16 protein-coding genes and 2 pseudogenes are annotated in these 20,134 nt (G+C 68.7%); 8 read left to right on the top strand and 10 right to left on the bottom strand.

The genetic code is table 11. The features are described from left to right. Nucleotides 1-21: 21 nt before the first annotated feature. Complete coding sequence (locus QFZ58_RS33035) at nucleotides 22-165, bottom strand: hypothetical protein (protein WP_307128536.1); 144 nt, start codon at nucleotides 163-165, stop codon at nucleotides 22-24. A gap of 157 nt (nucleotides 166-322) precedes the next feature. Here QFZ58_RS33035 and QFZ58_RS33030 point away from each other — a divergent pair, with 157 nt between their 5' ends. After that, nucleotides 323-1,123: a maleylpyruvate isomerase family mycothiol-dependent enzyme gene (locus tag QFZ58_RS33030; RefSeq protein ID WP_307128535.1), complete on the top strand. Its 801-nt coding sequence runs from the start codon at nucleotides 323-325 to the stop codon at nucleotides 1,121-1,123. Nucleotides 1,124-1,555: 432 nt separating this feature from the next. Next, nucleotides 1,556-2,336, top strand: a pseudogene (locus QFZ58_RS34605) (IS5 family transposase). Here the strand turns inward: QFZ58_RS34605 and QFZ58_RS33015 are convergent. Then, the gene (locus QFZ58_RS33015) at nucleotides 2,293-2,859 is read right to left on the bottom strand and encodes a hypothetical protein (protein ID WP_307128534.1); all 567 of its coding nucleotides are present in this window, start codon (nucleotides 2,857-2,859) and stop codon (nucleotides 2,293-2,295) included. The pseudogene QFZ58_RS34605 and the gene QFZ58_RS33015 overlap by 44 nt on opposite strands. Nucleotides 2,860-3,444: 585 nt before the next feature. On the opposite strand from QFZ58_RS33015, the gene QFZ58_RS33010 reads away from it, so the two are divergent. Further along, complete coding sequence (locus tag QFZ58_RS33010) at nucleotides 3,445-4,071, top strand: SMI1/KNR4 family protein (RefSeq protein ID WP_307128533.1); 627 nt, start codon at nucleotides 3,445-3,447, stop codon at nucleotides 4,069-4,071. Nucleotides 4,072-5,408: 1,337 nt separating this feature from the next. On the opposite strand, the gene QFZ58_RS33005 is transcribed toward QFZ58_RS33010, so the two are convergent. From QFZ58_RS33005 to QFZ58_RS32990, 4 genes are all read right to left on the bottom strand, one after another. Next, complete coding sequence (locus tag QFZ58_RS33005) at nucleotides 5,409-5,615, bottom strand: hypothetical protein (RefSeq protein ID WP_307129077.1); 207 nt, start codon at nucleotides 5,613-5,615, stop codon at nucleotides 5,409-5,411. Nucleotides 5,616-5,853: 238 nt separating this feature from the next. Further along, complete coding sequence (locus QFZ58_RS33000) at nucleotides 5,854-6,555, bottom strand: restriction endonuclease (RefSeq protein WP_307128532.1); 702 nt, start codon at nucleotides 6,553-6,555, stop codon at nucleotides 5,854-5,856. 826 nt (nucleotides 6,556-7,381) lie between these two features. Then, on the bottom strand, nucleotides 7,382-7,708 hold the full coding sequence (locus tag QFZ58_RS32995) for a transcriptional regulator (protein WP_307128531.1): 327 nt from the start codon (nucleotides 7,706-7,708) through the stop codon (nucleotides 7,382-7,384). Beyond that, complete coding sequence (locus tag QFZ58_RS32990) at nucleotides 7,705-8,169, bottom strand: hypothetical protein (RefSeq protein ID WP_307128530.1); 465 nt, start codon at nucleotides 8,167-8,169, stop codon at nucleotides 7,705-7,707. The genes QFZ58_RS32995 and QFZ58_RS32990 overlap by 4 nt, the downstream gene beginning before the upstream one ends. A 192-nt stretch (nucleotides 8,170-8,361) precedes the next feature. Here QFZ58_RS32990 and QFZ58_RS32985 point away from each other — a divergent pair, with 192 nt between their 5' ends. From QFZ58_RS32985 to QFZ58_RS32975, 3 genes and pseudogenes are all read left to right on the top strand, one after another. Next, nucleotides 8,362-8,862 (top strand): hypothetical protein, encoded by a 501-nt coding sequence (locus QFZ58_RS32985; RefSeq protein ID WP_307128529.1) that lies wholly within the window; start codon nucleotides 8,362-8,364, stop codon nucleotides 8,860-8,862. Between the two features lie 1,262 nt (nucleotides 8,863-10,124). Beyond that, nucleotides 10,125-11,435, top strand: a complete 1,311-nt coding sequence (locus QFZ58_RS32980; protein WP_307128528.1) for a TauD/TfdA family dioxygenase — start codon at nucleotides 10,125-10,127, stop codon at nucleotides 11,433-11,435. Beyond that, a pseudogene (locus QFZ58_RS32975) lies at nucleotides 11,354-13,666 on the top strand (amino acid adenylation domain-containing protein); the annotation flags it as partial. The gene QFZ58_RS32980 and the pseudogene QFZ58_RS32975, both read left to right, overlap by 82 nt. 458 nt (nucleotides 13,667-14,124) lie before the next feature. Here the strand turns inward: QFZ58_RS32975 and QFZ58_RS32970 are convergent. Next, nucleotides 14,125-15,504 (bottom strand): DUF6002 family protein, encoded by a 1,380-nt coding sequence (locus QFZ58_RS32970; RefSeq protein WP_307128527.1) that lies wholly within the window; start codon nucleotides 15,502-15,504, stop codon nucleotides 14,125-14,127. Here QFZ58_RS32970 and QFZ58_RS32965 point away from each other — a divergent pair. Further along, nucleotides 15,478-16,254, top strand: coding sequence for an AraC family transcriptional regulator (locus tag QFZ58_RS32965; RefSeq protein ID WP_307129076.1), 777 nt, complete (start codon nucleotides 15,478-15,480; stop codon nucleotides 16,252-16,254). The two genes, QFZ58_RS32970 and QFZ58_RS32965, sit on opposite strands and share 27 nt — an antisense overlap. Before the next feature lie 409 nt (nucleotides 16,255-16,663). Here QFZ58_RS32965 and QFZ58_RS32960 read toward each other — a convergent pair whose 3' ends face one another. Together QFZ58_RS32960 and QFZ58_RS32955 are read right to left on the bottom strand one after the other, a co-directional pair. Continuing rightward, nucleotides 16,664-17,641, bottom strand: coding sequence for a hypothetical protein (locus QFZ58_RS32960; RefSeq protein ID WP_307128526.1), 978 nt, complete (start codon nucleotides 17,639-17,641; stop codon nucleotides 16,664-16,666). Then, nucleotides 17,638-18,216 carry an RNA polymerase sigma factor gene (locus QFZ58_RS32955; RefSeq protein ID WP_307128525.1) on the bottom strand — a complete coding sequence of 193 codons (579 nt, stop codon included), beginning with the start codon at nucleotides 18,214-18,216 and terminating at the stop codon, nucleotides 17,638-17,640. Before QFZ58_RS32955 ends, QFZ58_RS32960 begins: the two co-directional genes overlap by 4 nt. Before the next feature lie 436 nt (nucleotides 18,217-18,652). Between QFZ58_RS32955 and QFZ58_RS32950 the strand changes: the two genes are divergently transcribed. Further along, entirely contained in the window at nucleotides 18,653-19,060 is a 408-nt protein-coding gene (locus QFZ58_RS32950; RefSeq protein ID WP_307128524.1) for a hypothetical protein, read from the top strand. A 19-nt stretch (nucleotides 19,061-19,079) separates the two neighbouring features. Here QFZ58_RS32950 and QFZ58_RS32945 read toward each other — a convergent pair whose 3' ends face one another. After that, nucleotides 19,080-19,886, bottom strand: coding sequence for a hypothetical protein (locus tag QFZ58_RS32945; RefSeq protein ID WP_307128523.1), 807 nt, complete (start codon nucleotides 19,884-19,886; stop codon nucleotides 19,080-19,082). Nucleotides 19,887-20,134 lie beyond the last annotated feature (248 nt).

The following is a 20,134-nucleotide window of genomic DNA, read 5'->3' as shown; positions in this document are numbered from 1 at the left end:
GGAGGGCTGGTCGAACAGGAGTCACATGAACTCCCAACCCGACCGGTCCTCCCCCGCCGCCGTGACCTCCGCGTCCATCACATCGAGCGGCAGCATGACCGCGCGCACCGGGTGGACGTCACGTCGCCGAGGTGACAGGCCGCGCGGCGAGGCCAGAGCGTCCACAGGAAAGACGCCTGGCGTACCGCCACCACCAGCGTCCTCGCAGCAGTACGCAGCTTGTCACCCGAGCGGTGGGAGGCGAGGACGTCCGCAATGGCCAACCGGCGGCGACTGTGAAAATCGCTGTCCGATCACCGGAGCACGGTGATAGACATCCGGCGTGGAAAAGAATCTTGAGTTCCCCGACCTGTTGCGACTGATCGATGAACGGTCGACCGCCTTCCGCGCCGTGGTCGCCGCCGCGCCCGGTCTCGACGCACAGGTGCCGACCTGCCCTGGGTGGACGCTGTTCGATCTGGTGAAGCACCTGGGCGGGGGAGACCGCTTCTGGGCCGCCATCGTCGGCGCGGGGCCCGCCGACGCGCCCCCGGCCGAGGCCGTCGCCGCGCGCGCCGCGCTGGAAGTGCCGCAGGAGCGTAAGGCCCTGCTGGCCTGGCTGGACGCGTCGACGCAGCTTCTGCTGGGCGCCCTGCGCGCGGCGGGACCGGAGAACGGTTGCTGGACGTGGTGGCCCGCGTCGCAGTCACCGCAGACCGCCGGCGGCACCGCCCGGCACCGGGTCCAGGAGACCGCGGTGCACACCTACGACGCCCAACTCGCCGGGGGCGCCCCGCAGCCGCTGCCGGTCGAGCTGGCACTCGACGGTGTGGAGGAGTTCCTGTTCACCGTCTGCGCAACGCCGAGTGCCTGGCCGCACAAGCCCACGGCCTTCGACTTCCACGCCGCCGAGTGCCGCTCCTGGCGCCTCACCGTCGACGGCGACGGCGCACGTACCACCCGCATCCCCGCGCCCACCGCCGCGACCGGCGAGGACTCGGACGCAGCCGGCGCCTCCGTCCACGGCACGGCCAGTGAGCTGGTCCTCTACCTGTACGACCGGATCCAGGCCGACTCCTTGCACGTTGACGGAGACGCAGGGCTGCTCGACCTGCTCCGCGCCTGGGAGCCGGAGGAGAAGTAGCACGTAGCGGGGGCGGTTGGCCGCGCCTCGAGCCGGTAGGACACGACTCTTCGCCAGGTTCGTCAGTCGCGACACCGGGCTCAAACCCGCGAGGCGGCCTCGGGGCGTCACCAAGCCGACCGCCTATCTGGAGGGCAGTGCGCATTTGTCCGTCCCAGCGATCACGAGAAGTGACGCGACTGCCGTCGTCCCGATCTCGTCGAGAAGTCAGTCGATCGGGTGACTGCGGCGGCTGCCGTGCATGAGAGCAGGGCCTCTTGGCAGCTCGAAGGGTGTCGAAGCCAACGTGCGGTCCAGGAGGCCCTGGTGTCGTATTTCTACGGCAACGCGGGAGTGGGGTCCGCTTCGGCCACTCTCGCGTGTGGCTGTCTGGCTCACAGGGTCGGGAACGCCAGAGACCACGGGGCGCGCGAGCGTCGGTATCCCACCGACATGTCGGACGCCGAGTGGGCGGTGGTCCGGCCACTGCTACCGGTGCCGGGCTGGCTGCGGGGCCGGGGCGGGCAACCGGAGGCTTGTTGCCACCGCGCGATGCTGGACGCGATCCGCTACCTGGTCGACAACGGCACGAAGTGGCGGGCCATGCCTGCCGACTTCCCACCGTGGGACCGGGTCTACGCGTCCTTCCTGCGCTGGCGCAACCACGATCTGGTCCGCGAGTTCCACGACCGGCTCCGCCGCCTGGTCCGCGAGCGGGCCGGGCGGGACTCGGAGCCGGGCACGGGCGTGATCGACTCGCAGTCGGTCAAAGCGGACGCGGTCGTCGGCTCTGACAGCCGCGGCTTCGACGGCGGCAAGCTGATCAACGGGCGCAAGCGGCACGCCGTGGTCGACACCCTTGGCCTGCTGCTCGCGGTGATGGTCACCGCAGCGGATGTGGGCGACCGCACGGCCCAGGTCCTGCTCACCCGCCGCGCACCACCTGCTGGCCCTGGTCCGGGCCGACGGCGGATACACCGGCAGCCTCGTCGAGTACTGCCTCGCGGCCCTCGCCCTGGTCCTCGCCATCGTCAAACGCAGCGACGACATGCGCGGCTTCGTCGTGCTGCCCAAGCGGTGGATCGTCGAGCGGTTCTTCGCCCACTTGATGCGAAGTCGCCGTCTCGTGCGCGACTTCGAGCGTTCCATCGCCAGCGCGGAGGCGATGGTCTACTGGTCGATGACGATGCTCATGACCCGCCGCGTTGCCCGGCCACGTCCTTCGCGAGCGTGAATCGACCAGGTGCCGGCTCGATCAGCCAGCCGCGCGCCGTCAGCCGCTTGGCCTTCGATCGCAGTGCCTCCACCTTTCCCGGTACGGGGTCCAAGCCGAAGCAGGCGGCCATCTTCTGGCATGTCAACGCTGCTTCACCGAGCCGGTTACGGTCGCTGAGGGCCTTCAGGATGCGCTGGTAGTCCACCGACAGCGCCGACCAGGCCAGCCCCGCGCGCCACACCGGCACAACTGTTTTCGGCTTCGCCGCCTCCGCCGGTTCGGGCCGCGCCGGTTGCACACCGGGAGCCGGCAGACCCTCGGAGGCAGCGGGGCCGACGACGGCGTCGTTGTCCGGGGCCAGTGCCTCGCCAACGCGCGAGCGGGCGATGACCCACTCGTTCCACTCCCGCTCAGCCACGGCCAGCTCCACCTGGAGGCGGTCGACCTCCTCTCGCAGATCGTCGACACGACGGCGAGCGGTGAGCGGTGAGCGGTGAGCGGTGAGCTCACGCTGTTCCAGCAGTCCCACGACCGACGGCATCCTCGACCTCCACCGAAGCAACGACACGACACCACTGCCACGAGACCGCCGACCCTATGCCTGACCAGCGAGAACGCAGTCCTCAAACCCGGAAGGACAACAACCTTTAAGGGCCTGCCTCTTCGGAGTAGAAGCTGCCCATCTCAGATCCGCCGGACCTCCTAGCAGAGCAGGCGATCTGGCGGGGCCGGGTAGGCCGGCATTCCATGGCAATAAGCTCCGCCCTGTGGTCCTTCGCCCTAGTTGTAGGGCTTCTCACTCTGACTCCCGGACTCGATACGGCGCTGATCTTGCCCACGTCAGCCCTTGGCCGGCGCAGGAGAGCCTGGGGCGTCGTCCGGAATCCAGACCGGAGCTCGTATTTCGGTCCGGCGCCGCGCTTCCGCTTCCATGCCCCGCGTCGCCGCTCGTATCGGTCTGACTCGCACCGCGCATCCCAGCGACTCTCCAAGATACTCAGCCGAGATGCCGCAGAACGCACGGTGCGACATGCACGAGCCTGTTTTCTTTACGCCTCGACAACCTGGCGGGGCGCTCCAATGTCCCGGCAGAGCGCGACGGATCGCTCGGGCTAACCTCACTTGTATGACGACCGACTGGATAGCGGAGGCACAACGCATAGCCCGGGGTAGGCGCTTCGACGAGTTCGGCTCGCCCCCTTCGCGGCAGAGGGCCTGGCCGGCGGCGCCGCTGTCCGAAGCGGAGATCTGCGAAGCGGAGGCGGAGCTGGGCATCGCCTTCCCGGACCAGTACCGCGAGTACTTGCTCCGCAGGACGGCCGGCGGCGCGGTCAACCGCCTATGCCGATCCTCGGCAGGCTGGGGCTGGCATGGGGACTCGGACACCAACTACGACCTGCTCACCACCGCTTTCCCGCATCCCGACTCCTACCGTGCTTACGAGGACGAGCTGAACGCGCGCGAGCCGCTGGCGGAGGACTTCCCGGACCACAACGCCTACCAGGCAGCATGTGCGCAGTGGTGTGCCGAATACGAGGTGTTCCAGGAGCGCAAGACGTCCGGCGCTGTATTCATCCAGGACAACGGCTGTGGTTTCTCGACCCTGCTCGTTGTCACCGGCCCGTACCGAGGCTCACTGTGGTTCGACGGCCGGGCCACCTGCGACCAAATCCTTCCTCTGAACCTGGGCGGTGAGTCCGTGTCGTTCACGGACTGGCTCTCTCGAAGGTCCATGGATCTGGTCGGCTGGTGAACGCTGCCCCGGCAAGGGGAAGGTGTGGGCAGCGCGGTAGCAGAACTCTCGAACCCACTCACTGATCAGACCGCTTGGCCAGGCTAATCGCGGGGCGGGTCGTAAGAGTGGTCCCGTAACTTCACGAGCCCCTGGGTCATGCTGTGTCGGTGCCGACAGCACCGGCCGAGCGAAGCGAACGCCCGAGGTCACCAGTGAGGATGCGGGGATATCGTCGCCACCGCCACAGGTCGGGGCCGGGCAAACTGTGGAACTGGGTGAGCGCTTGGCCGTCGTCGCAACGGTCGCGGCCTTGTACCGGTCGTCCAGAGCTCTGATCTGCGTCCAGAGCTGGACGATGTGCTCGTCCAGCAGCAGCCACGCCTCATGCAGCCAGTTTCGGCAGTAGAGGTCGTTGGTGTACTCGTAGATGTCGTCGCCGAAGCCGCGCTCGACGGCGCCCACGAGGGCGGCCCACGCGTTCACCCTTTCAGCGCCCGTGAAAGCCGTTCGCCAGCCGCGCCGGCGCAGCAGCTCTCCCACCTCGGTCTCGGTAGCCACGGGCGTGAGGCTCTCACGCGGCGCCGCGGCTGAACGCGGTCGAGCACCTGCGGGCCCATGTGAAACACAGCCTCTTTCCCGATGGCTGGGAGCTCAGCGATGCGGGCAGCGACTGTAGGTGACTGCCTGCGCCTCTAGAAAGAGATCGACCAGAAGTTCGACGTGGGACTCGCTTCCCTCCGGATCGGCCGTCACGATGTAGCCTGCGCCGGTAGGGGCGCCGGCTCGTCGCGGCGCAAGCGGGTGGCGCCGGGACCGCCGAGGCGATCGCACTCCGCTTCGAGGGCGGCCGTCCGCTCGTCGCCGTGCGGGCCGATGCGGTGTGTACGTCCAGGTGCAGGCGGTTCTTGGCGGTCTTGCCCTGCGGAACCGACTGAAAGAAGATCCGGGGACGTACGCCTTCGGGGTCCTTCAGAGACGTCCGCCAAGAGCTCTCGTCACCGGAGTTCCGTTGTCCGTGCATTCCGCCACCTTGTCGTCCGACGAGGCGGATGTCTGGTCGGTGTCGGTGTCGTGTCATCGGCACGTCGGAGTCGCCCCACCAGGTCCAGCAACCCACCGCGGGACCTGCGGCTCGCAAGGCGGCGATCGGTTCCTGGGTGGATGTGGCCCATCGGGCCAGTAGCCCGACTGACAGCGCGTCATCGGCCGGTTCCGGTGTCGGGGCTACTCGCCGGAGCCGGCCGCGACCGCCGCCGCACGGTCCTCGACCACACCACACCCAGACCGAGCACGGAAGCCAGCCACCCCCAGCCACCTCCAGACCCCACCCCAGGCGCCCACAACTCCCAGACCCATCAGTGAGCGTCGGAAATGCCCTGCACGAGCTGAGTCAGGACGTTGAGAATCCCCTGCCCGAGATCCGTCGGGGCGATCAGCACTCCGAGGGCCAGGACGATGACGACGGTGAACTTCTCGTCCATCCGGCTGCGGGCCTGAGTGCGCCGGCGCAGCCGCATGACCACGATGAAGGCGAGCAGCACCGCCACGTTGATTGTCAGCACCACGGCCACTCCCCCACTCGCCGGCACACCTCGTCTTCAGCTTTCTGGTGTAACCCGCCCCTGTGCCCTCCCGCACTCAGTTGCCAGTGGTTGGCGGCAGGAAGCCCTTCTCTGGCTGAATGCATGACGACCCGCAACAGCTGAGCACGCCCCCCTACCCCCTGTGTGCCCAGGTGCAGCCGTGGCCCAGCTCGGCTCCAAGCCCAACCAGGCGACTCCGCACGGCAGGCGCGGCCGTTCAGGACAGTGGTGTAGGTCTGCGTGGAGGTGGGATCGCGTTCAAAAGCTCCCACAGGGGGCGTTGTCCTCCGGCCCAGGTGGCGAGGGTGTGGCGGTCGACGAGGTGCAGACGCTGGGACTGGGCGAAGTCGGTCGCGGGTTTGGTGAAGCGGCCGTTCGTGACCAGGACTATGACGTCACCCTTGTGGACAGGGCGTCCGGTGCCGTTGAGAACGTGCAGGTCGGGGGTTCCGACGGCTGCTCCGGCAAGGCCCGCTCGGCGGTGCTTGCACTGGATGACCCAGCGGCGGCCGAAGGGATCGGTGGCCTTCACGTCCGCCCCGTTGTCGCCCGCGCCCCCGACCTGGACAGCATTCTGGCAGCCGTCGCGGAGCATGAGATCGCGTATCGCGTGCTCGAACTGGCGGTGGTGCAGCCGGTCCAGTAGGTCCATCCGGTATCGCAGGGTTTGCATCTGCGTCTGCCGCTGGAGCTGCTGCTGCACGTGGGTACGGAACCATAGGAACGCCCCGGCACCCGTTATGAGCAGGAAAAGCAGGGGGACCCAGGGGTGGGCGGCGAGCCAGTGCATGAGCAGGGAGAGAAGCCATCCGATGACGAAGATGCCGGCAAGGATTTCGGCGCCGGTGTAGGCCTGCTTGCGCTTGCGTGACCGGGCCGGGCTGCGGCGGCGTCGTGGGGCGGGGCGGCGGGCGGTCATCGCCCGCTCCGGTCCCACGGGATCGGGTACGTCACCGTCGAGCGCGGCTGTGGCCGGACCGGCGCCTTCTTCATCGCCGGAAACCGGATCGGATAGGACACCGTGGGCCGGGACCTCGGCTTCGACGGTGCCTGCCCCGCCTTCGGGAACTTGATCGGGTAGACCGCGGTCGATGCCGGCCGCGGTGTGTCCCCAGGGCCGTCGGCCGAACTCGAGGAGTTACCGAGCACGACCACCGCCAACCCGATCCCCACCACGATCGACATCTCCCGGCGCCCACCCGCAGCCCACCGGGAATGACCCCGCACCCTCGTTCCGTCCCTGCGCATGTACTCCCGCACCCACGGCATGACGAACACCCCTCCCCCACCCGGCTACGCCCCTCGCGCAGCCTGACCATCAAAGCAGCCGCCACTGACAACACGTCACCAGAAGATCACTTTCGGTCACACGGCCGGAACCTGACGACAGGATCCGCGTCCGCGGGCGCCGCGTGCCCGAGCACGGGAAAGCCCCGGCCGGTCGGGGACAGCCGGGGCGGCAAAAGGGATGTGGGTGCGAAGGGCGGTCGCTTCCCGGCGGTGGGCCCCACGGGGGTTCAGCCGAACGACATTCCCCATAGGCGACAGGTGAGGCCCGGGGACTCAGACCTCTCTGCACCCATACGCAGATGAACGTTCAACCAGCCCCGGTACCGACCCGACCACTGCGGGCCAAAGACGTCTTCCATGCATACCGGCGAGCAGGCATGCTTGCCGTCGATCGCGGGTCCTCCTCGAACACGGCCGACGAGTCCGGGGAGACGCCGAGCAACGGGTCGTCGCCCTCACACAGGCGGCTGCCCAGCTCCGCCTTCGGGGAGTGTCGCTTCGGCGAGAATGGTCCGCAAGGCCGCGATGTGGCCGTTGAAGGCATCTCGGCCGGTGCCGGTGAGCTGGGCATAGCGTCTGTGGCGGCTGCCGCTGAGGCGGCGTTCCGTGGTGACGTACCCGGCTTCTTCAAGTGTCGTGAGCTGTTTGGACAGCGCCGAGTCGGACAGCTCGAGTCGGTCCTTGAGGAAGGCGAACTCCACCCAGTCGACCGCTGCCAGTGTCGCCACCAGCGACAGCCGGGTACTGGGATGGATCAGCTCGTCGAAACGCGCTTTCGTCATGCCCGCACCCACCGACGCAGTACACGCAGGATTTCCGGCCCGCCGAACCCGATGACAGCCGCGACCAGCAGCGCCGCCCAGAGGCCGGCATGCTCGGCGCCGTCGGCGTCGAGCGCGAGGGCCGCAAGGATGGTGACCGTGACGAGTCCGAGCAGCATGCCGACCACGACCAGCGGCACGCGGCGACCGGCGACCGCCATACTGATTTGCAGCTGATCCGTGCGTCGACGTCCGCCGAGCAGGCGCGACGCGAGAACTGCGTGGCCCATACCGAAACCTAGGGTCGCGATCCAGGCCGGCCACGGCGACGCCAGCCCGCCGAGCCCACCCAGCAGGAGCCAGCCGGCCGCCATCGCCCACCAGTAGCCGCGGGGCAAGCCCACTTCCTCGGCCACCTGGCGTCGGACACGGTCGACCGCGTCCAGGGCGTCGCCGGCCTGCTCCGGAGTGATGTCGTTCATGACGAAGCCTCACTTTCCTATCGGGAAAGTGAGCGTCCCACTTTCCCGGCGGGAAAGTCAAGAGCTCGAGGGTTGGAAACAGGTACTCACGCTTATGCACTCTCGTCGTCTTTCAGGTGGGACCCGGTGCGTGTCGTTGCGCGCCGGGAAGCACGTTCCCCCCTACACCGGACGGGTGAAATGCTGAGCAGCATGATCAGCGAAGCCAATGAACCACGTCGGGAGCTGTTCCTCCGAGATGATCTGGAGGCTGTATACGTGGACAGCGCTCACCGGGAGGCGCTTCGTGTCCTGCGGGACAGCATCGAGACCGCTCACGTCGATGCTTACAGCGATGCCCCATGGCCACGGGAAGTGGTAGCCGCGTACGAGCAGGCGTTGTCCATGGCCGAGAACCAGGCGGCCGCCGGTGTCCGGTCCGCGAAGGACGATGTCGGTATGGGTATTGACATCGCTGTCCGCGACGACACGCAGTTCGACGTGCTTCTGGCCTTGGCTCCCTTCACGATTCATGCAGAGGCGTGGCGACAGGGTCGGCAGATCTTCAGCGCTAGCGACACGGGCACAGCCCTGTGGATCGCTGTCACATCACAGCAAGAGGCTCAACTCACGTCACGGCTTGGTGCGCTGGGAGCCCCACAAACGGCGTTCGCGACGCAACCTCGGAGGCGACGGCGTCTGTTCGCTCGCTGATCACGGCATTAGGTCGTTGGCGGTGCGGTGGTTGGCGGCGCGCGGCCGTTGGCGGCACGGTCGTTGGCGGTGCGGTGGCCGGCTTCCATGAGCCGGGCCCTGGCGCCCGCTCCGGCGGCCACGTCCCGGGCGAGGAGACCGCGCGACGCCAGGCGACTCAGGGCCCGGTAGACGTCCGGGGTGCCGGCGGTCGTACTTCGGCCGGTCTGCCGGATGGCGGGGACGAGGAGCAGGATGCGGCGCCGGAGCGGTGAGAGTTCGCGTCCCGTGAGTGGTTCCTCCTGGTCGCTGCCGCACGGGCCCGAGCCGGCTGTATGCGGGCGCTGCGGTGAGCGTCGCGCGGGTCGCGTACGCCTGTAGCGGCCCCGGGAGGGGCCGGAGTTGACCAGGACGGTGCGGTGGCTGTCCGAGCGGACAGCGAGATGGCCCCCGGGCGAACCGCGCGTTGCGGGGTGGCCCGAGAGCAGGCCTCAGCTGACGCGGGTGCCTGCCAGTACAGGCGGGCGACGGCGGGAGCCGATGCGGGTTCCCGACTCCCGTGACCATGGCCAAGGGCTGACCTGCGGCTGCCGCGAACGGTCGGCCCGGCACCGGGAACCTCGCGGGAATGGGACGGGAAGCCGTCCTCCCATGATGGTCGAGGCACCACAAGCAGGCGCACGGGGGACTTTGATACGTCGCGCCTGAAGTTTCCCGACGTCAGCGACGGGCTTTGCAGTGAGTGGCTCCTCTCGGGGGGCCACAACCGCCTGCCTTGTCGAGCGCGAGTTCGGGAGTTCGGGAGTTCAGAGAGGGAGCTGACATGCCAGAAATCGTTCTGGATCGATTCCACTCCGATGCGTGGCACATTGCGCCGATTCGCGGAGAGACCTCTGCCGCCCCGGAGGAGAAGTACCTGGGACACCTCGCGGACCTTGCCGAGGTGCTCAGCGAGCACCTCGGTGACGTGGCGATCAGATCGATCGACGCCGGTTGGGGGAAGGACACGCTGGACGGAGCGGACCTCCTCATACTCACGCTGCCCACGGCGGACGAACCGCCGCTGACGGCCGGGGACCTGGCATTGCTGCGCGGCCATCTCACCTCGGGCAGGAACCTGCTGGTCCTCGGCGGTTCCGTGACCGACACCGCGCCCTGCCCGCTGTCCCACCTGGTGCCGGGGGCTGGTTCTGGAACCCGACCTCGTATCCGTCCGCCAGGAACCGCCGACCAGCCACCTCCTGACCTATTCGGTCTCCGCCGACGTGCTGCCGGGACATCCGGTGACCGAAGGCGTCGAGCAGTTGTACTTCCACCGGGCCAGGGGGCTGACAGTCACCGGCTCCGCAGCCACGGCGATCGCCGCCCGAGACGGGCGCGTCCTCGCCGCCGCGGCCGAGGTGGGCGCCGGACGGCTCGTCGTCGTGGGCGGCGGTGAACTGTCCGCCCTGCCCTTCCTCGGGCGCGCGGACAACGCCAGGTTCCTGCTCAACACACTCAGCTGGCTGCTCACCGGCCAGTACGCTCCGGCCGGCTCCGAACTGGCGAAGGCGGTTACGCACGAGCGCTGCTTCACCGTCCGCTCGTTCCATCCCGAGGAGGATCTGGCGAAGGTCGAAGGCTCGCACGTCGTCGATGCCCGGCCGTACCGGTCCCTGCTGGAACGGATCGGCGGAGGCATCCTGCCGGATCCTTACCAGGAGCAGGCAGCCTTCCTGCTCGAGGCGGAGCTGCGCTTCGACGAGATGCCGCGGGTGATCCGTGAGGCGGTGACCACCTTCCGGCACCGGTCCAACGACTACGAGGGGTTGCTGGTACGCGGGCTGCCCGTGGACGCGGAACTGCCCGGCACCCCCGCCGATCCGGCGCGGCGGTTGGACAAGTCGACGTGGCTGAGCGAACTCTGGCTGGCCGGATTCGCGTCCGCACTGGGTTTTCCCCTCGCCTACCACCAGGAGAAGCACGGTCTGCTCTTCCAGAACGTGGCACCCACTCCGCACAACGCGGCCAACCTCTCCTCGGAGAGTTCCGCGATCCTGCTGGACTTCCACACCGAGACGGCATTCCACCCGCACATGCCGGACTTCCTCATGCTGCACTGCCTGCGGAGCGACCACGACGGCATCGCGAAGACCATCATGGCGAGCGTCCGGATGGCGCTGCCCCACGTGAGCCTGGCGGACCGCTGCGAGCTGTTCCTCCCGCAGTTCCGGACAGGCGTCGACTACTCCTTCGGCAGCGCCAACGGAGTGCAGGGCAACGGGCCCACGCTGCCCGTGCTGTACGGCAATCCGTACGACCCGTACATGACCTTCGACCTCGACCTGATGGTCGGCGAGACGCCGCACGCGCAGCAGGCGCTCGAAGCGCTCCGGAGCGCTGTCAACAAGGTGCAGCGCTGGGTCCGCCTGGAGCCGGGCGATCTGCTGATCGTCAACAACCGGCGTGCCGTCCACGCCCGTTCGGAGTTCTCCGCGCGGTTCGACGGCCGTGATCGCTGGCTGCAGAGGGTGTGTCTGGTGAGCGACCCGGTGCCCTCGGCCGCCGACCGGCGCGGCAGTGGACGCGTGGTCGAGACAGTCTTCGCCGTCTGAACGGCAGTGCCATACGAAACCGAACGAGGAGCCGAACAGTGACCGAGTCGTTCATCGACTTCTTCGAAGCACACGTGGCGGCCACACCGGACGCCACGGCCATCGTGTCCACGACGGGCGCGCTCAGCTACCACGAACTCGACGCCCTGGCCCGCCGCCAGGCGCGCGAACTGACCGACAGGGAGGTGCGGCCCGGGGCGCTGGTCGGCGTGTGCGCCGAGCCCGGACCGGCGATGATCGCCGCCATCCTGGGCGTGCTCAAGGCGGGCGCCGCCTATGTGCCCCTCGACCCCGAGTACCCCGAGCAGCGGCTCGACTACCTGGTGCAGGACTCGGGGATGTCGGCGGTGCTCGCCGAAGAGCACCTGGCGCCGCGCCTGTCCGGCCGGGGGCTGCCCGTCATCGGTGTCCCGAACTCGGCCGGGGCGGGGTCCGCGCCGGCCTTCGAGACGGTACGCCGGGGCCCGGACGACCTCGTCTACGTCATCTACACGTCCGGGTCGACCGGCCGTCCCAAGGGCGTGCGGGTCACCGAGGCCAACGTCGTGAACCTGCTGAACGCCGTGGGCGAGGGCTACAAGCTCTCCGAGGGCGACGTCACCATCTTCACGCACTCCTTCACCTTCGACGCATCGGTGCTGGAGATCTTCGCCCCGCTCGCCTTCGGCGCGAAGCTCGTCGTCGCGGCCGCCGACGAGCGGCGGGACGCGGCGAAACTCGTGGCCGCGGTCAAGCGGCACGGCGTGACGATCTGGGACATGGTCCCGGCCATGCTGGCCCAAGTCGTCGACCTGCCGGACTTCGCCGCCGACTGCGCGTCGCTGCGCCTGGCCATCTCCGGGGCGGACGTCCTGCCGCCCGGTCTGGCCCACCGGTTCCTGACCCTCGCGCCGTGGTGCGAACTGCAGAACCAGTACGGGCCCACCGAAGCGACCGTCATCACCACCGTCTGGTCCTGCACGACGGACACCGCGGCCGGGCCCGTACCGATCGGATTCCCGATCGCCGGAACGTCCGTGCACGTCCTGGACGAGCGGCTCGCACCGGTCGTGCCGGGGGAGATCGGCGAGATCCACATCGGCGGCGCCGGTGTCACGGCCGGCTACCACGGGCGGCCGGAGCTGACCGCGGAACGCTTCGTCACCGGGCCGGACGGCGCGCGCCTCTACCGCACCGGTGACCTCGGCCGCCTGCGTGCCGACGGGGCGCTGGAGTTCCACGGCCGGGCCGACCGGCAGCTGGCCGTCCGCGGGTTCCGGGTGGAGCCCGGGGAGATCGAAGACGCGCTCTGCACCGATCCAGCCGTGCAGAACGCGGCGGTCGTCACCCGGGGCAGCGGCAACGACGTCCTGTTGATCGCCTACGTCACCGCGTCCGCCGACCAGTCCCTCCTGGTCCCCGCCCTCCGGAAGCGTGTCGGCGAGGTCCTGCCCGAACACCTGCGGCCCAACGGCTATGTCGTCCTGGACGAACTGCCGCTCGGGGTCAGCGGCAAGGTGGACCACCGCGCCCTCCCCGCCCCGCCCTCGACCCGGCCCGAGCTCTCGGTGCCCTACGTCGCGCCGGGCGACCGGGACGAGCAGAAGGTCGCCACCACGGTGGCGCAGATCCTGGGCCTGGACGACATCGGCGTCGACGACAACTTCTTCGAGCTCGGCGCGCACTCCCTGCTCGCGACGAAGATCATCACGCGGGTGCGGGCAGAGTTCCAGACGGACGTCCCGGTCTCGGTCGTGTTCGAACACCCGACCGTCGCCGGTCTGGTGGGATGGCTGCGGGTCAACGCCGACGCCGCCACGAAGGTGCAGGGCCCGCCCCGGGCCGACCGGACCGGGCCGATCCCGCTCTCGCTCCCGCAGGAGCAGGTGTGGTTCCTGGGCAAGCTGGTGCCGGACAGCATCGCGTACGCCACGCAGGCGTACCTCGACCTGCGCGGGCCGGTGTCGGTCGCGGTGCTGGAGGAGTCCCTCGGCGAGATCGTCCGCCGGCACGAACTGCTGCGGACCACCTTCGTCGAAGGCGCCGACGGGATACCGGAGCAGATCATCCACCCTGCCTACCCGGTGAGCGTCCAGGTCGAGGACCTGAGCGGCGAGCCGGAGGAAATCCGGGAGATCCTGGCGCTCGACCGGATGCAGACGATCGTGGCACGTCCCTTCGACGTCGGGCGACTGCCGCTGTTCCGCTGGGTGCTCTTCCGGCTCTCGGCCGACCACCACATGCTGCTGCTGGTCGAGCACCACGAACTGGCGACGTTCGTTGCCGGAGACGCTGCTGTGGACGGCTTCGGCGTCGACGTCCAGTGCCATGTTGATCCGGAAGGGCAGCACCGCCGACCGGGTGGCCGGCAGTCGGCGGACCCGCTCGCGCGAGCAGCCGATCACCAGCAGGTCGGCCGTGGGCCGGTGCGCCGCGCGGAGCATCTGCCGCCACGTGGGCGACTGTCGGTCCGAGACGGAGACCGCGCCCACCTGGGCCGCCATCTGGTTTCGCAGGTAGGGCAGGAGGTAGGTCATCCCCTCAGGACAGCCCTGGTACGCCAGCGAGAGCCGGCCCTCGGCCGAGCTGAGGACCTGGTGCGTGAAGCGGCGTCCGGGAAGGTCCGCCCAGCGCTCCCGGACCCGCGCCCAGCCCCCGGTGCCGGTGGTCCACCGGTACCTCGCCCAGACCGTGAGCGGTACGGCGGTCATCAAGGGGTCCGCGCGTTCGCCGCGGCGAAGACGACCTGCCGCAGTTGCTCGGCATCGGCGATCCCACGGAGCCGGCCGTCCGGGATGGGCGTGAAGTCCTGGACGCCGTACGAGCCGGACCCGTGCACGACGACTTCGTCAGTGTCGAGCAGGCCGCGCTCCATGCCGGTGAGGGCGCCGGTCAGGGCCATCACCAGCGACCACTCTCGCAGCTCACGAGGGTCGGCCGGCAGATCGACGGCCGTGCCCGCGAGCAGCGCCCGGATCTCGGCGTACCGGGAGAGGCACTCGTACAGCGAGACGACTACGCCGCCCCCGCCGTGCGTGCGGATCAGCTGGTTCATCGCGGGTGAGGTCGCGGGCCGGCGGGTGTAGAAGGTCGGTTCGAGGTTCTCGGCCGGGTCGAAGGTCGTGGCGGGGTAGCGCGGGTCTTTGTGCTGGTGGTAGAGCCCGGTCGCAGGGTCGAAGCGGTACTCCGGTGGCGTCGCGCCGTACAGGCTGAGCACCATGTCGGGTGTCGCCATGTGCTGCACCAGGAAGTACTGCGGCGCAGCCGGCGACCCGGGCAGCAGGGTCGTCCCGAAGTGGTGGCCCAGCAGGCCGAAGGCGCTCGACACCGCGTGGGCGTGCGTCCGGGTGACGCCGGGCGCCTGCGGCAGTTCGGCGTGCTCGGCGAAGGCGCGAACGGCGTCGGAACACTGGTAGTTGACCAGGTCCAGGGTGTGCCAGAGCCGGAACCCGGTACGGGCGGCCAGTTCCTGTGCGGCGTTGTCGACCAGCTGCTTGGTGAGGGGCTTGACCCCGAGCTCACCCGGCGCGAGCACGCACATGGGGTTGCGCGCGGCCAGGGCGGGGTCCTCGCTCAGGGCGGAGGACCAGAGCTTCGGCCGGGCGGCCTCCGGGACGACGGTGACGATCCGCAGTCCGTCCGGGTCGCTGAGGCCGGTCCGGTACGCGCGAAGCACCGCGTCCCGCAGAGCCGTCGCCTTGTTCGCCGAGGAGGGCGTCACGATCATCACCGGCTCGCCGGTGCGTTCGGTGTGCAGCACCGCGCGGGCCACGATCACCAGCGAGGCGAGGGTCTTGACCGTACGGGTGGCCGGGTTGCCCATCAGGTCGAGCAGGACGAGCCTGGTCCGGCCGACCGTGCCCAGCTCCGCGAAGTGGGGACCGGCGACGGCGAAGAACTCACTCAAAGAGGACGAGGGGGCCGGAAGTTCGAAGGGAGGGGTGAACTCGGAGCTGGACCGGGAGCTACGTCCGACCTGGCTGAGGGCCCGCCGAAGCCGGTCCTCGTATTTCGTCAGGACATCTCCACGGTGAAGAACATCGCTGATCAACGTGCTCCTCCGATGGATGGAATGCGCGGTTGGGCGCATGGCGGGTGCATGCACCGACCGGTGTGGTCATGCCCCAGCCTCCGACCTGACGCTCCCGACCCGGTACCGGATCACTCCCGGGCGAGTCCTGGGCACGGTCCCGCCGATCCCGCCGGAACGGGGATCCTGCTGCCGCCCGGCGTCCCCCACGACGGTCGGACCGTCACGGCGTCAGGCCTCCGCAAGCGCAACCTCTACCTGGACGACTCCGTACTCCCGCAGCGTTTGACCGGCCGTGCTGTGCAGTCTCCGGTCATCAACGACGGGCTACTGCGCCATCGGATCCATCAACTGCACGCCGCGCTCGTCCATGCCGAAGACGGGTTCGAAGCCGAGTCCCGCCTCTCGTTCATCCGGGAACGCCTCCATTCCCGACTCGACGCGCTCCAGCCCCGCACACCGGGCCGTGAGGCAAACCGGCTCGCCGCCGAGCTACGGGAACTACTGGACTCACGGATACACGCCGGCATATCCCTGCGCGAGGCGGCCGCCATCCTGCACGCCCACCCCACACACCTGATCCGCTGTTTCAAGCAGACCCACGGCCTACCGCCACACGCCTACCTCACCGGCAAGCGCATCGACCAGGCACGTCGCCTTCTCCTCAGCGGCCACCGACCCGCCGACGTCGCTACAACTGTGGGATTACATGACCAAGCCCACCTGAGTCGCCACTTCACACGCCACGTGGGTACCACCCCCGCGCGTTACAAGGGCACTCGAAGCGGCTCTGCCGCACCTCGTTCCTGACCAGTTTCGGTAACGGCCGTCTCGCCCTCACCCAGACCGCGGTCTACCGCGTCGACGCGAACAAGGCCGGGATCGCCTCGCTCCCGCCCGACTTGGCCCGGCAGATCGATGTAACTCGGCCTGGCCGTACTCGCCAGGGGGCCGCGGCCACCGTCGCCGCGGCGACCGGAAAAGCCCCCGCGGACCACTCGGCGGTGACTACGGTCAGCATGGGCGTGCCTTGCCGCCCGCGCTGCAACGCGCGTCTACTCGGTGACTTCTCGATCAATCACCTGGGAAGGTACGCCCTTCGCGCGCTCCCGAGGTTGATCCACAGGTCCTGAGCATTGCTCAACAGCCGGGCACTAGGGGCTGTGAGGGCTCCTCTTCACTACTTCCGATCCTGCGTGGTTGGCGACGAGGGAAGCGATCATGTCTCCGCCGACACCATGGTGTCGCACGGTTCTGCCGCGATGACAAGGATTCCCGGTTCCTTCTCCGCCGGCATGGATGCGCGCCGGATGAGTGGTTCCCATTCCTCGGGCCAGACGGTCGACGCGTTCCAGCGAACACCTGCAAGAAGGGTTCCCTCCAGCTTGGCCTGTCGCAGGTCCTCCCCGACGAAGTCGTTGCTTACCGCGTGCACGACCGCTACGGCGCGCGACAGGTCGTGCGCCTTTACCCACGCCTGCTCGAGATCATCTGCGAGGTCCTGAGTGACCATCTCCGAGTTCATGACGCTGTCAGGGTCGGCAAGCATGGGCACCAGCTCTTCCTGAAGGAGGTGCTGGGCGTTGTGAACGGCGCGCAGCAGGGGCTGGGCGTGGACCTGCAGGGACTCCTCCACTGCACGCAGGTAGTCCGGGGTGGGAGGAGCGGTGGACGCGGGCCGGCGTTCTGTGAGGTGTCCAGCCTGTTCGAGCAGCCGCTCCAGCTGCTGTACGGAGACGCAGACCTGCGTGAGGGCATCCTCGAACTCCAGCAGACTGATGACGTTCTCGGCAATTCTGCGGGCGCCTGCCAGAGCGGGCATGAGGTCCTTCAGTCCGTAAGACTGTGCGGTTTGCAGTGCATGGCCTCGGTACTTGATGCGTACGGGCGCGAGCCTGTCCGCAAGGGGATGGCCGGGCTGCAGGGAACCTTCCAGATGTTCGGTGAACACTTCTTCACCATCCGGTGCCGCCTGGTGGGCCAATCGTTGGGAGACGCAGGTTCCCAGCGCGCGGTGTACTGCGGAAAGAGTTCTGCTGAGGGCGAGGTCGGGGTCATGGAGATCGGGGACGCCGCCCTGCGCGGACAGACGATCGTGAACGGCGATGACAAGCCTTTTGTGCGCGGTCTTCAGAAGGGCGTCCAGAGTCTCGTCGGAGCACTGCCCGTGTGCTGTGCGTGCCGGGTCGCTGCTCATCGTCCTTCCTCCTTCGTACTTCGCCCGTCGCCACTCGGCCCGAGGCCGGCTTTCAGGGCTGTCCGGGCCCGAGCGAGGTTCTGCCGGACAGCTGCTGGTGTGGTGCCCATGGCACGCGCGCTTTCCTCTGTGGTGAATCCGTCAAGGGTCCAGGCCATAGCGGCGCGTTGCTTGGCGGGGAGCTGGAGCAGACGGGCAATGACGGTCTTGATCTCTTCATCGAGTTCGGCCGCTTGTGCGGGGGTCTGCCAGCGCATCGTCAGTTCGTGCGGTTCGGGAGGGTCCGAGCAAAGTTCCTCGGGCGTGACCTTCTGCTTTACCCACGATCGCCAAGCGACTTTGCGCAGCCAGGCTTTGGGATAGGCGATGGAAAGACCGGGAGCGCACATCTGGGTGAACGCGTCCTGGGCCGCGTCCTGGGCGGCTGTCCACGTGGCACCGTTGAGGAGGAGAAAGCGAACCAGGGCGGGGTACTGCTCCTGATGCAACGCTTCGGCCAGTTGGCGTCCGGGTAACGAGGCGGAGGAGTCCCGTGGTGGCGCTGTCGCGAGTTCAGTGCCGGCGGTGTCCTCCATCGTGGCCCCCTCCCCTGCGACGGGGAGCCGCCTGTACGTGCCTGTCTTTCGCGTGTTCCTGAAGCGTGCCCCACGGGACCGTGTGACGGACCCGCTCAGTGAGACCGGCGTCCGCAATGCGGGCCAGTTCCACCTCTGCACTGAGCCTATGGCGAGCGATCTTCACTGCACCGCTCACGATGCTGACAAGAACGGTGGCTACCGCCCCTGCCACAACCGGATCCACTCCGCTGTCTCCTCTCGGTGATCGCGAGTGCGCCCCAGACGAGCAGGCGCTGCACAACAGTGCTTCGGCGACCGGAAGTTGTGACATCGTGCAGGTCAGGCGGTGGAGGCGCAACTGGCTGGGGTCACGCCGTCGACGGATGGCTTCAGCTGCCCGGAGGACTGAGCGTGGTAGCTGCGATCCGTGCGAGGGAAGTGCCGTGGCTACCAGGTGGCAGGTGACACCACCTTCGACTCTGAACCTGGCTTCATCGAAGCGAATGAGAATGGGCGCCCACACTCTCAAGATCTCGCTGACAAGCGGGTGGCGAACGAGGTTGGGGCGCGGTCAGGGGGACGTGCCGAACAAGTCGTCGAGGAGGGGCGCACCTTCAGCGGGTGCGCGGACCTCCAAGTACAGCCGGCGGCCATCAAGGTGGATGCGGAAGTCGAAGAACGGGCAGCACTGCTGCTCGGTGGCTGCGAGTTCGGCGACAGATCCGGCTCGGCCGGCCGGCAAGGTAAGCCGTATCCCGTCGGCGATGGCCTGCCTATCGGAACTGGCAAGGGTCATGACCAGCAGACCCGCAGTCGGTCCCGGCGGCCCAGACGCTTCGCCGAGCACGGTCAGCGGCGCTGACAGCCGGGTTAGCATGGGCTCAGCGCTCCGGCAGCTCCCATGAAGCGAACCAGTGGGGGAACGGTCCGGCGGAGGGCGGGAAGGCGAACGGCGGGGTGCGGTCGGTGAGCATGCGCAGCACGAACTCGCCGGTGCCGCAGTCGAAGCGCTGCCACTCACCGTCCAGGTGCTGCACCAGGACCGCCCAGTCGTCGGGATCGGCCGGTCCAGTCAGCCAGTGGAAGGTGAGTTCCTGCTCGGAGGTCCCCCATATGAGCACGCGGCCGGGCGCGGGGTGGACCGGGTATGGCCTGTACAGGTCGGGGTACCGCGCCATGTCCCGGCCCCAGGAGACGAGATCCGTGCCCAGCGCACCTGGCACCAGCAGGTCCAGGTACTCGTCGAAGCTGCCCGCGCCGAAGGCGTCGACGATGTCCTTGTAGTCACCGGGCAGCGCGGTGCACAGCGCTGCCTCCGTCGCGGCCCAGTCGACGCCGCACCGATCGGGCTCCGTCCACCCGGTGGCCTCCCGCAGCAACGCCACCCACCCGACCCCGGGCGGGCGGGTGAACGCGCGCCGGGCGAGGACCACGACGCGGCGCGGGCCATCGGCGGTGGCCGTCACGCCGTATCCGAACCAGTGCTCGGCCAGCACCCACCCGCGCAGCTCGAGCAGCCCGCCCTCCCCACCGATGGGGAGCCCACCCTCCCTGCCCACTGGCGGACCGTCGGGCACTCCTGCCGCCTTACCCCCGACGACCCACGCACGTACCGGCAGACCCGCCCCGTCGACCACGTCCGCAGCGACGCGCTCCAGCTCGGCCAGATCCTCCGCGTCACTGGGCACACAGAAATGTCCTGCCCCATGAATGGGCAGCGGGCAGTGCAATTCGGGCGCGCGCCAGGCGTCGTTCAGACGAGCGCGCAGAGCAGAGGCGTCCACGCGGCCAAGTGAACAGCACGGCACTGACATTGCGCCTTTTCCCTGCATCAGCATTACGGCAAGCTGGGAGATCCGCATGGTCCTCCTGGCATCGACGGTAAACCTTCCACCCGACTCGAAGGTCAAGCCCAAGCGCCCGCCGGTAGGAGCGG

This window comes from Streptomyces sp. B1I3, assembly GCF_030816615.1.
Classification (GTDB): Bacteria; Actinomycetota; Actinomycetes; order Streptomycetales; family Streptomycetaceae; genus Streptomyces.
This window is presented reverse-complemented; position numbering and strand designations above follow the sequence as displayed.